This is a genomic window from Gordonia asplenii, from assembly GCF_012933505.1.
In the GTDB taxonomy this organism is placed as follows: Bacteria; Actinomycetota; Actinomycetes; order Mycobacteriales; family Mycobacteriaceae; genus Gordonia; species Gordonia asplenii.
Map to the genome: position 1 here is coordinate 32,734 of NZ_JABBNB010000028.1, position 14,061 is coordinate 46,794.

At 66.9% G+C, this 14,061-nt stretch carries 13 protein-coding genes and 1 pseudogene; 10 read left to right on the forward strand and 4 right to left on the reverse strand.

Going from position 1 to position 14,061, the window contains the following annotated elements:
- Positions 1-43: 43 nt before the first annotated feature.
- A complete protein-coding gene (gene proC / locus HH308_RS21980) occupies positions 44-889 on the forward strand; it encodes a pyrroline-5-carboxylate reductase (RefSeq protein WP_170196392.1) in 846 nt (281 codons plus the stop codon).
- A gap of 216 nt (positions 890-1,105) precedes the next feature.
- The gene (locus HH308_RS21985) at positions 1,106-1,336 is read left to right on the forward strand and encodes a helix-turn-helix domain-containing protein (protein WP_170196393.1); all 231 of its coding nucleotides are present in this window, start codon (positions 1,106-1,108) and stop codon (positions 1,334-1,336) included.
- Positions 1,337-1,400: 64 nt separating this feature from the next.
- On the opposite strand, the gene HH308_RS21990 is transcribed toward HH308_RS21985, so the two are convergent.
- The 3 genes from HH308_RS21990 to HH308_RS22000 form a co-directional block, all read right to left on the reverse strand.
- Entirely contained in the window at positions 1,401-1,805 is a 405-nt protein-coding gene (locus HH308_RS21990; protein WP_170196394.1) for a RidA family protein, read from the reverse strand.
- A 63-nt stretch (positions 1,806-1,868) separates the two neighbouring features.
- Positions 1,869-2,615 (reverse strand): IclR family transcriptional regulator, encoded by a 747-nt coding sequence (locus tag HH308_RS21995; RefSeq protein ID WP_170196395.1) that lies wholly within the window; start codon positions 2,613-2,615, stop codon positions 1,869-1,871.
- Entirely contained in the window at positions 2,612-3,652 is a 1,041-nt protein-coding gene (locus HH308_RS22000; protein ID WP_170196396.1) for a sugar kinase, read from the reverse strand. The genes HH308_RS21995 and HH308_RS22000 overlap by 4 nt, the downstream gene beginning before the upstream one ends.
- Before the next feature lie 185 nt (positions 3,653-3,837).
- Here HH308_RS22000 and HH308_RS22005 point away from each other — a divergent pair, with 185 nt between their 5' ends.
- From HH308_RS22005 to HH308_RS22035, 7 genes and pseudogenes are all read left to right on the forward strand, one after another.
- The gene (locus HH308_RS22005; RefSeq protein WP_312870797.1) at positions 3,838-5,052 is read left to right on the forward strand and encodes a type III PLP-dependent enzyme domain-containing protein; all 1,215 of its coding nucleotides are present in this window, start codon (positions 3,838-3,840) and stop codon (positions 5,050-5,052) included.
- Positions 5,053-5,060: 8 nt separating this feature from the next.
- Complete coding sequence (locus HH308_RS22010; protein WP_170196397.1) at positions 5,061-6,659, forward strand: N-acyl-D-amino-acid deacylase family protein; 1,599 nt, start codon at positions 5,061-5,063, stop codon at positions 6,657-6,659.
- 4 nt (positions 6,660-6,663) lie between these two features.
- Complete coding sequence (locus HH308_RS22015; protein WP_170196398.1) at positions 6,664-7,290, forward strand: bifunctional 4-hydroxy-2-oxoglutarate aldolase/2-dehydro-3-deoxy-phosphogluconate aldolase; 627 nt, start codon at positions 6,664-6,666, stop codon at positions 7,288-7,290.
- Positions 7,291-7,301: 11 nt separating this feature from the next.
- Positions 7,302-8,689, forward strand: a pseudogene (locus tag HH308_RS22020) (GntP family permease).
- 144 nt (positions 8,690-8,833) lie between these two features.
- A complete protein-coding gene (locus HH308_RS22025) occupies positions 8,834-8,935 on the forward strand; it encodes a 30S ribosomal protein bS22 (RefSeq protein ID WP_003402602.1) in 102 nt (33 codons plus the stop codon).
- Between the two features lie 132 nt (positions 8,936-9,067).
- On the forward strand, positions 9,068-10,123 hold the full coding sequence (locus HH308_RS22030) for an NAD-dependent epimerase/dehydratase family protein (RefSeq protein WP_170196399.1): 1,056 nt from the start codon (positions 9,068-9,070) through the stop codon (positions 10,121-10,123).
- A gap of 175 nt (positions 10,124-10,298) precedes the next feature.
- Complete coding sequence (locus HH308_RS22035) at positions 10,299-11,483, forward strand: lysophospholipid acyltransferase family protein (protein ID WP_170196400.1); 1,185 nt, start codon at positions 10,299-10,301, stop codon at positions 11,481-11,483.
- Between the two features lie 932 nt (positions 11,484-12,415).
- On the opposite strand, the gene HH308_RS22040 is transcribed toward HH308_RS22035, so the two are convergent.
- Positions 12,416-13,672: an HAD-IB family hydrolase gene (locus tag HH308_RS22040; protein ID WP_170196401.1), complete on the reverse strand. Its 1,257-nt coding sequence runs from the start codon at positions 13,670-13,672 to the stop codon at positions 12,416-12,418.
- Positions 13,673-13,763: 91 nt separating this feature from the next.
- Here HH308_RS22040 and HH308_RS22045 point away from each other — a divergent pair, with 91 nt between their 5' ends.
- A complete protein-coding gene (locus tag HH308_RS22045) occupies positions 13,764-14,027 on the forward strand; it encodes a glutaredoxin family protein (RefSeq protein ID WP_170196402.1) in 264 nt (87 codons plus the stop codon).
- Positions 14,028-14,061 lie beyond the last annotated feature (34 nt).

A 14,061-nucleotide genomic window follows, 5' to 3' on the forward strand; every position in this document is an offset into this window, starting at 1 on the left:
CAACACTCGAAGCACCTCACCGACCAACGAAAGGCCTACTGACATGACCGAACGCGTAGCGATCATCGGCGGAGGAAAGATCGGCGAGGCCCTGCTGGCCGGGCTGGTGTCCTCCGGCAAGCCGGTGAAAGATCTCGTCGTTTCCGAGCGCAACGCCAAACGCGGTGACGAGATCGCGCAGGAATACGGTGTGCTGGTCACCGATGTGCGCGCGGCCGCCGAGTCGGCCACCGTCGTCGTGATCGCGGTGAAGCCAGATGCCGTCGACGGCGTTCTGCGCGAGATCAGCCGCGCGAGCGACGACGGCGACAGCGAGCGAGTGACGGTGACCTTGGTCGCGGGTCTGCCGACCGCGGTGTACGAGGCCGCGCTGCCCGCGGGTTCACCGGTCATCCGGGTGATGCCGAACACCGCGATGCTGGTGAACGAGTCGATGTCGGTGCTGTCGCCGGGACGCTATGTCACCGACGAACAGGTCGAGAAGGTGAGTGACCTGCTGGGTGCCGTCGGCAAGGTGTCGGTGCTGCCGGAGAAGTTGATGGACGCCGTCACCGCGATCTCCGGTTCGGGGCCGGCATACGTGTTCTTGATGGCCGAGGCGATGATCGACGCCGGCGTCGGGCTGGGGCTGACTCGCGTACAGGCCGCCGAACTCGCCGTACAGACGATCCGTGGCGCGGGCATGCTGCTGTCGGAGTCCGGACTGTCGCCGGTCGACCTGCGAGCAGCGGTGACGTCGCCCGGTGGTACAACCGCCGAGGCGATCCGGGAATTCGAGGCGAACGGATTCCGGCATGCCTTCTACCAGGCAACTCGCGCGTGCGCGGCCGCCAGCGCCGTCCATAGCCGTCGAGTAGACCTTGAGGGTTCCTCACAACCGAACAATTAGACGTTGACAAGTTGACGGTCCGCGGCCCCTCGCTATCGTCGCAGGTAGGCGGGTAGATATCGGGCGAATCCCGCCACTTGCGGCAACGCCGCATCACAACTCACGTCGCTTTATTCACAACTGCCACGCTAAGCTCCAGGAAGCACGTGCGTGTCTAATGTTCGTAGGAGGGGAAGCCTACGGCCACGATGCGTGCTCGAAAGAGGTATCGATTTCATGGCTGCAGAGAAGTCTGGTGAGAGAAGCAGCACAGTGGGCAACGCGGCCAACGGCACGCAGTTCCTCACCGTCGCTGAAGTCGCATCGCTCATGCGTGTGTCGAAAATGACCGTGTACCGACTGGTGCACAGCGGCGAACTGCCCGCGGTGCGCGTCGGACGGTCGTTCCGCGTACACGCTAAGGCCGTGCACGACTACCTGGAGACGTCGTACTTCGACGTCGGGTAGTGATGACGTAGTCGTGCCCGACGGTGAGCATCACCGTCGGGCACTGAGACCGTTCTAACGCCGGTCAGTCGAGTACGGCCAGCGCGTCGATCTCGACGAGCATGACCTCATGCGGAAGGTCGGCGAAAATCGTGGTGCGGCAGGGGAGGGCGGCACCGTCGGCGACATTGGCTGCGATGAACTCGCCGTACACCTCGTTCATCGGGGCGAAGTCCTCCCGTTTGGTGAGGTAGACGCGGAACATCAGCACATCGCCCACGCCGGCGCCGCCGGCCTCCAGAATTGCTTTGACATTCTCCAACGTGCGTCGCGTCTGCTCTTTCACGTCTCCCGCGGCGATGTATTGGTTGGTGTAGGGGTCCATCGGACCTTGACCGGACACCTGCAGCAGGTTGCCGCGGCGCACGCCCTGGCTGAAGAAATGCGCGGGCGCGGGGGCGTCGGGGGTGGAAACGGCGGTAGCCGACATGAATTTTCTCTCCTCTATGTGGGGTGGGTTCTATGTGGGGTTTGGGTATGCGCGGGGTATGGGTCAGCGCGGCTCGTAGCCGCAGTCCGCGGAGATCGCCGCGCACACCGTGCGCAGCGGATCGAGCAGTTCGAGTAGTTGGTCGTAGGGCAATACGAACTCCGGCACCGAGACCGACACCGCTGCGATCACGTCGCCGCCTGCGGCGCGTACCGGTGCGCCGATGCAGTTGATCGACGGTTCGTTCTCCTCGCGGTCGGCCGCCCAATCCTGCTCGCGGATCTTTGCCAGCTCAGCCAGGTACGTCTTCGCGTCGGTGATGGTGTTGTCGGTTCGTCGGCTGAAGTCCATCTCGGCGACGATCGGTCGAAGTTCGACGTCGGGCAGGCTCGCGAGCAGCAGTTTTCCGACGGCCGACGAGTTCAGGTTGGCCTGCATGCCGACCCGCGAATACATCCGGATCAGATCGCGTGACTCGAGTTTGTCGATGTAGACCACCGCGTCGCCCTCGCGGGCCGCGAGATGCGTGGTGCGTCCGTATTCGCGATTGAACGCGATCAGATGTGGCGAGGCGATGTCTCGGATGCCGCGCTGCTCAGCGGCCCGGGCGGCGAGGTCGAACACGCGTGAGCCCAGATGGTAGCGGTGCTGCGGGTCCCGGTAGGCGTATCGCGCGTCGACCAGCGGGCGCAGCAGCCGCAACACCGTGGTCTTATGGACGGTCAACTCGTCGGCGAGGTCGTCGAGGGACGCGGGTCCCTCACCGAGCCGGGCCAGGATCTCCAGGGCGCGCGACAGGGACTGGCTCATGCGCCCTCCCGGATCTCCACTTCAACCGCTGCGGGGTAGTCGATGCCACCGACTCGGACGCCGTCGGGGCTGATCCGGGCCGCTGACCAGGTCTCATCGTCGGCGTCGAGCAACGCGGCGACGGCGTCGTCGGGCATGCGGGCGAGATCGCCGCGCACGGTGAGTGTCGCGGCGGCGCCGATGTGACCGCGCCGAAGGCAGGTGCGCACCGGTTCGCCGAGCGCGAGGCCGTGCAGGAATCCTGCCGCGAACGAATCGCCCGCACCGACCGGCTCGACGACGACTACCGATAGCGCATCGGCGCTGACCCGACTGCCGTCACGGCTGACCGCAATCGCTTTGACGGCTCCGTCTTTGATGATCAGCAACTCGGGGTCGGGGAGCAGTGCGCGCAGCTCGGCCGGGTCGTCGGTGCCGAAAACCCGCTCGGCTTCGTCGGCTCCGACGAGGGTGACGTCGGCGGCGTCGGCCAGCGGCAGCAGTGGCGCGGGGTCGGCGTCGGGCCACAGTTGCTCGCGCCAGTTCACGTCGAACGTCACCCGCCCGACGACGCCGGTGCGTCGGATCATCAACTCCGACAACAGGTCCGCGCAGGTCGTCGACAGTGGCGGGGTGATCCCCGACAGATGCACGATCCGAGCCCCGGCCAGCGCGGCGGCCACCGCCGGATCGCGCAGCATGTCCGTACCCATCGCCGACGCCGCGGATCCGGCCCGACGGTAGGTGCTGGAGGTGACCGGCTCGCCGCCATCGTCGACGCCCTCGGTCTTCGCATACCGACCGGTCGGCAGGTGTGCATCCACCTCGACCGCCCCGACGTCGACGCCGTAGGAGCGCAGATGGTTCAGCACGGCGGTGCCCTGCGGGTCGGCGCCGACACGGCTGATGTATCCGGTGGGGACGTCGAGCGCGGCCAGCGCGGTTGCGACATTGGCCTCCGCGCCGCCGACCTTCATCGCGGCGTCGGGGACGTCGAGGTCGTCGGCGGCGACGAGGGCAAGGGGTTCACCCAGGCAAACGACCAGCGGTCCGCTCAACTTTCGTGCCTCCGTTCTCCAGGTGGCGGCCCCGACGTCGGGTGTGGGAATTCGTTGCCGCAGTTGCGTATCGAATGTTAGCCTCTGTGAGACAAATCACGCAACGTGAATTGCATTATACGCAACCTTGCAGATAGAGGTGCCAATTGATCGACCGGATCGACGGCCGACCGGCTCTGCTGAGTGTGACCGATAAATCCGTTCCACCGTGGGCGAATCAGCTTTCGTCCACCGAATTCCTCGCGCGCGAACCTCGGCTGGCTGATCTGGGGACCCCGCTGCTGGTGCTCGACGAAGAGATCGTGGCCGCCAACCTCGCCGAATTCGCCCGGTGGACCGCAGCGCACGGGTTCGATCTGGAACCGCACGGCAAGACGACGATGGCGCCGATCCTGTGGCAACGACAGCTCGACGCGGGCGCTACTGCGATCACCGTCGCGAACTACCCGCAGCTGCGGGTCGCGGTGGCGGCCGGGGTGCCGCACGTGCACGTCGCCAACGTCGTCGCCGACCCCGCCGCCCTCGCGTGGCTGGCGGGAGCCCTGGCCGACGACGCCGACCTGCAGGTCACGCTGTGGGCCGACGGTCTCGGCGCCGTCGACGCCTACGAAGCGGGCCTCGCGGGCGCGAGCCGCGGTCCGAACGTTCTGGTCGAGCTGGGCGGGCCCGGTGGTCGCACCGGCGCGCGATCGATCGAGGACGCCGTCGTCGTCGGCGAGCGGATCGCGGCGTCGAGCGTTCTCCGACTGGGCGGCGTCACCGGGTATGAGGGCGCGTTCGCCCACCACGACGACCCGGCGTCGCTGGCCGTCGTCGACGGCTACCTGGAGAACCTGCTCGAGCTGCACCGACGCCTGCGCCCGCACTACGACGACGGTCGGATCGTCGTCTCGGCCGGTGGCAGCGCCTACTTCGATCGGGTCGCCGCGGTACTCGGCGGCGTCGACAATGCGCGGGTCGTCGTGCGCTCGGGCGCCTACATCATCCACGACGACGGGTTCTATCGCGGTATCACGCCGACCGGGCGGATGGCCGACGCACCCGCGCTGCGCTCCGCGATGCACGTGTGGGCGCGTGTCATCTCCCGCCCCGAACCCGGCTTGGTGCTGCTCGACGTCGGCAAGCGCGACGTCTCGTTCGACGAAGGACTGCCCGAACCGCAACTCGCCGCCCCGACGCTGGGCGGCCCGAGTCGCCCGCTGACCGGCGAGATCACCGCCGTCAACGACCAGCACGCGTTTCTGCGGATCGCCGACGACACACCGCTGGCCGTCGGCGACGTGGTGCGGCTGGGCCTCAGTCATCCGTGCACGGTTCTCGACAAATGGCGCACCGTGGTCACCGTCGCCGACGGCTCCGACAATCCGCGGGTCGTCGACCTGCTGGCCACCTACTTCTAGGGCCGTCGATGCACGACATCGCGATCCGCGACGCCACGGTGATCGACGGTACGGAGGGTCCGCGGCTGCACGCGGACGTGGCGATCGACGGTGACACGATCACCGCGATCGGAACCGACGTCGGACGCGCGCATCGTACGATCGACGCCGCCGGGCGAGTCCTGAGTCCCGGCTTCATCGACATGCATGCCCATTCCGACCTGCAGGTCTTCCTCAATCCGACGCATCCGTCACGGATCACCCAGGGCGTCACCTGCGAGGTGGTCGGACAGGACGGACTGAGCTACGCCCCCGTCGACGACGACACCCTGGCCGCGGTAAGGCCGCTGATCGCGGGCTGGAACAGCGACCCGGCCGACTTCCCGTTCCCGTGGCGCAGCGTCGGGGAATACCTCGACCACATCGACACCGGCGTCGCGACCAACCTCGCCTACCTGGTGCCGCACGGACTGCTGCGTGCGCTGGCACGCGGCTTCGACGAGGGGCCGGCCAGCCCCGCGGAGATCGCCCGCATGCAGGAGATCCTCGCCCAGGGCCTACGCGAGGGCGCCGTCGGGCTGTCCACCGGACTGACGTACACGCCGGCGATGTACGCCGACGACGCCGAGCTGAGCGCGTTGTGCCGGACAACCGGCGAGCTGGGCGGCTACTTCTCGCCGCACCATCACAGTTACGGCGCGGGCGCGATGGAGGCCTACGCGACCATGATCGAGCTGTGCCGGCGCACCCGCTGTCCGTTGCACCTGGCGCACGCCACCCTCAACTTCGCGCCCAACGAAGGTCGGGCGCCGGAGTTGCTGGCCATGCTCGACGCCGAGTTGGCGGCCGGCGGCGACATCTCCCTGGACACCTACCCGTATCTGCCGGGGGCGACGACGCTGCACGCGATCCTGCCGAGCTGGACGGCGTCGGGCGGCGCCGAGGCGACCCTGGCACGATTGCACGACCCCGATGACCTCGCGCGGATCCGCGAGCACCTCGAAGTGGCCGGATCCGACGGCTGCCACGGCGTGACCGCGGACTGGGCGACCGTGGAGATCAGCGGCGTCGGCAATCCCGCGTTGAGCGGCTACGTCGGGCGCACGATCGCGCAGATCGCCGCCGACACCGGGCGCGATCCGTTCGACGTGTGCGTCGGCATCCTCGTCGAGGACCGGCTCGCCACCGGGATCCTGCAGCACGTCGGGCACGAGGAGAACGTGCGAGCCATCATGGCCCACCGCGTGCACACCGCGGGCAGCGACGGCCTGCTCGTCGGAGGCAAGCCGCATCCGCGCGCCTGGGGGACATTCGCCCGCTACCTGGGCCACTACAGCCGCGACCTCGGGCTGATGAGCCTGGAGGAATGCGTCGGACACCTCAGCGGCCGCCCGGCGCGGCGTCTCAAGCTGCGCAACCGCGGGCTGGTCCGGGTGGGCTACGCCGCCGACCTGGTGCTCTTCGACCCCGACACCGTGATCGACCGTGCCACCTTCGACGCGCCGCGCACCCCGGCCGACGGCTTCTCCCACGTATTCGTGCGCGGCGTCGCGGCCCTCGACGACGGCGAGCTCACCGGAGCACTCGCCGGACGAGCCCTTCGACTGACCGACCAAGGAGTTCAGTAGCGCCATGACCGACAATCCCATTCTCGACGACCTGCGCGCCGACCGCGCGCTGACCGTGGTCCGCGCGCCGTCGCTGCCCGACTCTGCGGCGCTGTGCCGGGCCCTCGCCGAGGGCGGAATCCGCACCGTCGAACTCACGTTCACCACCCCCGATGTGCTAACCCATCTCGAGCGCGCCGCCGACGTCGAGGGCACGTGCCTCGGCGTCGGGACCGTCCGGACCGCCGCGCAGGCGCGCGACGCCGTGCGCGCGGGAGCGAAGTTCCTGGTCACCCCCGACGTCAACGAGGAGGTCGCCGATGCCGCGCGCGACGTCGGCGTGCCGGTCTTCCTCGGCGCCCTGACCCCGACCGAGGTCGCCCGCGCGGCGAGCCTCGGGTCGGCGGTGGTGAAGATCTTCCCGGCCAAGGCCTTCGGGCCGGGATACCTCAAAGACCTGCACGGTCCGTTCCCGGGCCTGCCGTTGCTGCCGTCGGGCGGGGTCAGTGAGGCGAATGCGGGCGAATTCCTCGCCGCCGGTGCCGTCGCGGTGTGCGCTGGTACCTCAGTCGTTCCGCCCGCCACCGTTGCCATCGGTGACTGGGCGGACATCACCAGCCGCGCCGCCCGCTTCGTGGCCGCGCTCGGATAGAAGGAATCCTCATGTCCATCCATTGGCTGCAGCACGAGACGGGCGGCCTGCTGACGCTGGCCGCCATCTCCATCGCGGTGCTGCTGTTCCTCATCATCAAGGTGAAACTGGAACCCTTCACGCCCTGATCGTGGTGTCGGTGGGCTTGGCCCTCGTCGCGGGAGTCTCGGTGGAGAAGCTCGTCGGCTCACCGCAGAAGGGGGCCGCGCAATCGATTCTGGAACTCGGTTTCGCGGGGATCCTCGGACATATCGCGCCGATCATCGGTCTCGGCACGGTGCTCGGCGCGATCCTGGAGCGCTCGGGTGGCGCGGACGTCCTGACGAGTTGGCTGCTGAAGGTCTTCGGACCTAAGGGCGCGCCGCTGGCGATGGGATGCACCGGCCTGATCCTGGGTATCCCGGTGTTCTTCGACATCGGCATCTTCATCCTCGCGCCGCTGGTCTACGTCACCGCGAAGCGCGGCGGCAAATCGCTCGTCATGTACGCGCTGCCGCTGCTCGCGGGCCTGTCGATGACCCACGCGTTCCTTCCGCCGCACCCCGGTCCGGTCACCGCGGCCGGCCTGCTGCACACCTCGCTCGGCTGGCTGATCGTGATGGGCCTCGCCTGCGGCATCCCCGCCTGGTTCGCCTCCGGTGTGCTGTGGGGCACGTGGATCGGCAAACGCGTGTGGGTCGACGTGCCCGAGGACTTCATCCCCGAGGAAGAATTCGCCAGCAAGAACCCGCCGGGGCTCGGACTGATCGCGTTCATCATCCTGGTGCCGATGATTCTGATCCTGGGCGCCACGTTCGGATCGATCACGCTGACGGTCGGCTCGAAGCCGTACTCGGTGCTGGTCTTCCTCGGCACCCCGGTGGTCGCATTGACGATCGCGGTGCTGTTCGCGTTCTATCTGCTGGGTATCCGACGCGGTATCACCGCGAAGGAGCTGGGCGAGATGACCGGCGCGGCACTCAAGCCCATCGGCATGATCCTGCTGGTGGTCGGCGCGGGTGCACTGTTCGGCCTGGTGCTGCAGAAGACCGGCGTCGCCACCGCGCTGAGCGACTCGATGAAGAGCATGGGCCTGCCGCTGATCCTGTCGGTGTACCTGGTGTCCGCCGCGCTGCGAATCGCGCAGGGCTCGGCGACCGTGGCGATCACGACCACGGCCAGCATCTTCGGTGAGGCGGTCGCCAAGGGCGGCTTCTCGCAGCCGCAGATCGCGTTGCTGGTCATCGCAGTGTCGGCCGGCTCGATCATCCTCAGCCACGTCAACGACGGCGGGTTCTGGATCGTGTCGAAGTACTTCAACATGACGGTCAAGCAGACACTGATGACCTGGACGGTGCTGGAGACCATCCTGTCCCTGGTCGGTTTCGCGATGGTGCTCATCCTGTGGGCGTTCGTCTGACCCGTCGTCGGCAAGGGAGGTCGTCGGACCCGATTTCGTCGTCTGACGTCCTGCCCGGTAGGCTGGTCGGGTTAGCCTCGACCGGTGGGGTCTGTCCGCCGGTCACATTGAGTCTTTAGCAACAAGTGGTTAGGAAGCACCCCAATGGGTTCAGTGATCAAGAAGCGTCGCAAGCGCATGTCGAAGAAGAAGCACCGCAAACTGCTTCGTCGTACCCGAGTGCAGCGTCGCAAACTCGGCAAATAGGCATGTCGTCTCGCGCGTATCGGTCGCTGTAGAGACGAACACAGAACCCGCTCGGGTCACCGGATGCGTTCGGCGGCGTCGGGCGGGTTCTCGCTTTTCTCGTTACCGTTAGAGCCGTGAGTGAGTTGAATCATGACTGAGCAGTCGACTACGCCTTCGATGCCGCGTTCGGTGCTGGTGACCGGCGCGTCGACGTTCCTCGGTGGATACCTCGTCGCCCGGCTGGCCGCCAATCCGGCGATCGAGACCATCGTCGCCGTCGATTCGCGTGTCCCGACCAAGGCGCTGTTGCGCCGGATGGGCCGCGCGGAGTTCGTGCGGCTCGACATCCGACGCCCGACGATCGCCAAGACCATCGCGAACTACGACGTCGACACCGTCGTGCACGCGGCGACGTCGATCATGGACGACGCCCCGCACTCGGCGGCGATCAAGGAGTTCAACGTCGTCGGAGCGATGCAGGTGGTCGCGGCGTGTCAGCGCAGTCCGTCGGTCAAGCGGCTCATCTTGCGTTCGACCGCGATGGTCTACGGTGCGAGCAGCAAAGATCCGTCGCATTTCACCGAGGGCGACGCCCCGCGCCGCGAACCGTCGGGGTACGGTCGCGACCTGCTCGACATCGAGGGCTACTGCCGTGGGCTGTCGCGGCGACGCTCCGACGTCGACGTGACGATCCTGCGCTACCAGGCGATGCTGGGGCCGCGGATCCGGACGCGTATGGGGTCGTATCTGTCGCTGCCGGTGGTCCCGACGGCGCTCGGGTTCTCCGCGCGTATGCAGTTCCTGCACGAGGAAGACGCACTGTCGGCGCTCGAACACGCGACGCTCGCGGGCAAGGCCGGGACGTTCAACATCGCCGGTGACGGGGTGATCAGTCTGTCGCAGGCGATTCGCCGGGCGGGCCATCTGGAGATGCCGGTTCCGAAGGGGCTGTTGGCTCCGGTGTCGGCGGCGCTGCAGGACGTGCGGTCGGTGAAGCTGCGCTCGAGCCAGACCGACTGGCTGACCTACGGTCGGGTCCTCGACACCACCCGGATGCGCGTCGACCTCGGGTTCGTCCCGCGGTACACCACCGCGGCGACCGTCGACGACTTCATCGAGCGTGGTGGCAGCAAGCCGGTGATCTCGCCGGACAAGTGGCACGACATCGAACGTTCGGTGGTCTCGGCAGCTCATCAACTGGTGTGACGTGTGTTGCGTGAGTCACGAGTAACCGAGTTTCGCCGAATGTAAGAGATTCGTGAATATAACGGCTATGATGCTGCGCACCTATAGGTGCCATCGTAGGATTGATAGACAGATGTAATCAGTTCGTATCGAAGCCGATACGACATCACAACCTGGGAATTTGGGGGTGTACACCATGGCTGGTAGCGGCGCATCGGATGCACGCACGGCTAAGGTGATCCAGCTCTACGCGACGCCCGGATCAGGACCCGCCGGATACTCGGCGAATCGTGAGCTGGGTCGGGACAAGGGCAAGCGGCGGCATCCGTCGCAGCAGCCCGGACTCACTCGAGAACCGCCGCGCGGCGTGCAGGTCCGCGACGGAGTGCTCGGGCATCCCAACACCGATGGTTTCGGCAAGCCGCCGGCCGAGGTGACCCCGATCAACGACGACGTTCAGCTCGATCACGCGCCGCTCGGCGTCGAACACACCGGACCGGCCAAGTCGAGTCCGCTGTTCAGTCTCGGTGGTCTGCGCGGCGCAGTCGCCGATTCGCTGACCGCGACCGCCAGTTACATCCGCGAGCGGATGACCGGCGAATACGACGTCGACGACTTCGGTTTCGACCCGCACTTCACCGAATCGGTGTGGTTCCCGGCGATCCGTCAGGTGTATGAGAAGTGGTTCCGCGTCGAGGTGACCGGTATCGAGAATCTCCCGCGCGAAGGCGGCGCGCTGCTCGTCGCCAACCATGCCGGCGCGATTCCCATCGATGCGCTGATGACGTCGGTGGCCGTTCACGACAATCACCCCGACGGGCGCTATCTGCGATTGCTCGCCGCTGACATGGCGTTCGAGACGCCCGCCGTCGGCGAGTTGGCCCGCAAGGTCGGCGCGACGCTGGCGTGCAACAGCGACGCCGAGCGACTGCTGCGTGCGGGTGAACTGACCGCCGTGTGGCCGGAGGGCTACAAGGGGATCGGCAAGCTGTACAAGGATCGCTACAAGCTGCAGCGGTTCGGCCGCGGCGGCTTCGTGACGACGGCGCTGCGCACCGCGGCGCCGATCATTCCGGTGTCGATCGTCGGGTCAGAGGAGATCTACCCGATGATCAGCGACCTCAAGCCGGTCGCGAAAGTCCTTGGGCTGCCATATGTTCCGATCACGCCGCTGTTCCCGTGGCTCGGCCCGCTCGGCCTGATCCCGCTCCCGTCGAAGTGGCACATCCACTTCGGCAAGCCCATCGAGACCGACTCCTACGACGAGTCGGCCGCCGACGATCCGATGGTCGTATTCGACCTCACCGACCATGTGCGCGAAGAGATTCAGCAGACCTTGTTCCGGATGCTGAGTCGTCGCGGGAGTGTGTACTTCGGGTAGTCGGTCGGCGGTCCGCGGGTGATCGGCGTCGTTGCCGAGGTCGTTGGCGGCGTTGGGTCAACGGGGTCGGCGTTGGGTTCTGCCTGCGCTGGTCTTCTCACTGCGGTAGTTGTGTCGCACTTAATGGCATTGCCATCTTGCGCGCACCCGCTTCGCCGCATCCTGCTGGTTGAGCGAGGCGAAGCCGAGTCGAAACCACTGTGACGCTGCGGATTTCGTCATTGCCCAGCCGGTGGGGTTTCGACTCGCGCCGCCCGGCTCAACCTGGATCCACCGATGGCAGGCCCTCCGCTGGTTGAGCCTGAATTCACCGACGGTAGGCCCCATCTGCTGGTTGAGCCGCGAGGAGCGCTAGCGACGAGCGTGTCGAAACCTCTGTACCACAATGCATTTGATGGCAGCGTACTTGTCGAACTGTGATGGAATCGAACATCGAGGCTGTGCACCCGTAGGGTGCACACGCGACACTTGCCGGGTGACATCGCGATATTGGCGCGGACCGTCGAAAGTCGTTGTGGCTAAGAGGTTTCGACACGTACTCGGCTAGCGCTACTTCGACTCGGTAGCGCCTCGCTCAGCACGGCGCTCGTCCGGCTCAACCAGCAGAGCGGCGCTTCTAGCACAGCGGGAGTTCGGTTAGTGACCCTGGCTACCTTCGAAACCCGCCGCCTCCTTACCGCCCAGGCCTTTCGGAACTCGAGTTCTCCGTACGTAGCGTGAAAGACGTTGGGTGCGTGAGGCTTTCAGGTCGAAAAGTAGCGGTTGCGTCGACGAGTGCGGGTCACCGGCCCCTCGTTACACCGACGCCTCGCAAGCTCGTCGTCGGCACTCGGGGACCGGGGATGCGAGCCCCCGCCGATGCTGAGTGAGTGCGATCGCCGCACCCAGCACCCAGCACCCAGCACCCAGCACCCAGCACCCCGGGAAGCGACCTACTTCCGGAAGTGCCGGACGGTCGCCACCGCGCCGCTGGTCGCGGCACCGGCGGCGCCGAGCACGATCGCTGTGCGCAGGCTGTATTTCGCGGCCTTGCGCGCGGTGCGGAAGTCGTAGATCTCCCAGCCGCGGACTTTGGCGACGTCCTTGAGGTCGGAGTCGGGGTTGATCGCAACAGCGGTGCCCACGAGCGACAGCATCGGGACGTCGTTGTGGGAGTCGGAGTATGCGGTGCAGCGTTTGAGGTTCAGGCCTTCGCGAATGGCCAGCGACCGTACCGCGTGCGCCTTGCCGGGACCGTGCAAGATGTCGCCGACGAGGCGCCCGGTGAACACGCCGTCGACGCTCTCGGCGACGGTACCCAAAGCGCCGGTCAAGCCGAGACGAGTGGCGATGGTCTGCGCCAGCTCGACCGGCGTCGCGGTCACCAGCCACACTTGCTGCCCGGCGTCGAGGTGCTTCTGGGTGAGCGCCCGGGTGCCGGCCCACAGCTTGTCGGCGATGAACTCGTCGTAGATCTCCTCGCCGAGTTCGACGAGCTCGCTGGTTTCCCGTCCGGCGATGAAGGACAGTGCCTTCTCGCGGCCCTCGGCGACGTCGTCGGCGTTCTCCCGGCCGGTGATGCGGAACTTGGCTTGGCTCCACGCGAACTGCATGATGTCGCCGTAGGAGAAGTATTTGCGGGCGGCCAGCCCCCGCGCGAAGTGCACGATCGACGCACCCTGCACCAGGGTGTTGTCGACGTCGAAGAACGCCGCCGCGGTCAGGTCGACGGGGATCGGGGGTGCGTCGTCGACGTCGAGCAGCTTGTCGACGGCACGCTGCTCGGGTGTGCGCGCCTCCGCGAGGGCGGCGGCCACCCGGCGTCGTTCGCGAAGCGTCTCGAATGCCTGCCGCGCACTGGCCTCACCGGCGAGCGACTGACGCAACTCGGCGGCTGTCTGGCGGAAGCGACCGCCCGCGGCCGAGGCGCGCGACGCCAGCCAGGCGGCGACGCGGTTCGGGTCGTCGAGGTCGAGCTGATCGACGGGGATCCCGGAAACAGTTGTGGGGGAAGATGTTTCGTCGCCAACCGTATCGTCGAGGTCTGCGTCGTCGTCGACGTCACCACCGTGCACCGCACTCGGCGTGACCGCCGCGGCGTGTGCCTCCCAGTCAGAACCCTCATCGTCGACGGCCTCGACTTCCGGTGTGACCGGGGCGGCCGCGTCGTCGGTGGACTCGTCCTGCGGCGAGCGAGGATCGTCAGACACGTGGGTGACCTCCAATGGCGGCGCCGTGGCGCCGGGAAAAAGCGAGCGGATCGAGCTACCCCAGCCTAATGGCAAATGGCAGAGTATAAACGTGACGATCGTCCTGTTGACCCGCTCCGGCTGTGCGGCGTGCCTCACCGCGCGCACGACGTTGGCCAGGATTTGCGCCGACGTCAACCTGGAATTCACCGAAACCGACGTCGACGACGCCGCGCGGTCCGGCGACAAGACACTGCGGGCCGAGTACGGTGACCGGCTGCCGGTGGTTCTGCTCGACGACGTCGAGCACAGCTACTGGGAAGTAGACGAACCGCGACTGCGCGACGACCTCGCGAGACGTCAGGGGCGCAAGTGAACGAATTCACAAGCTCCGTTATCCTCTCTTGACA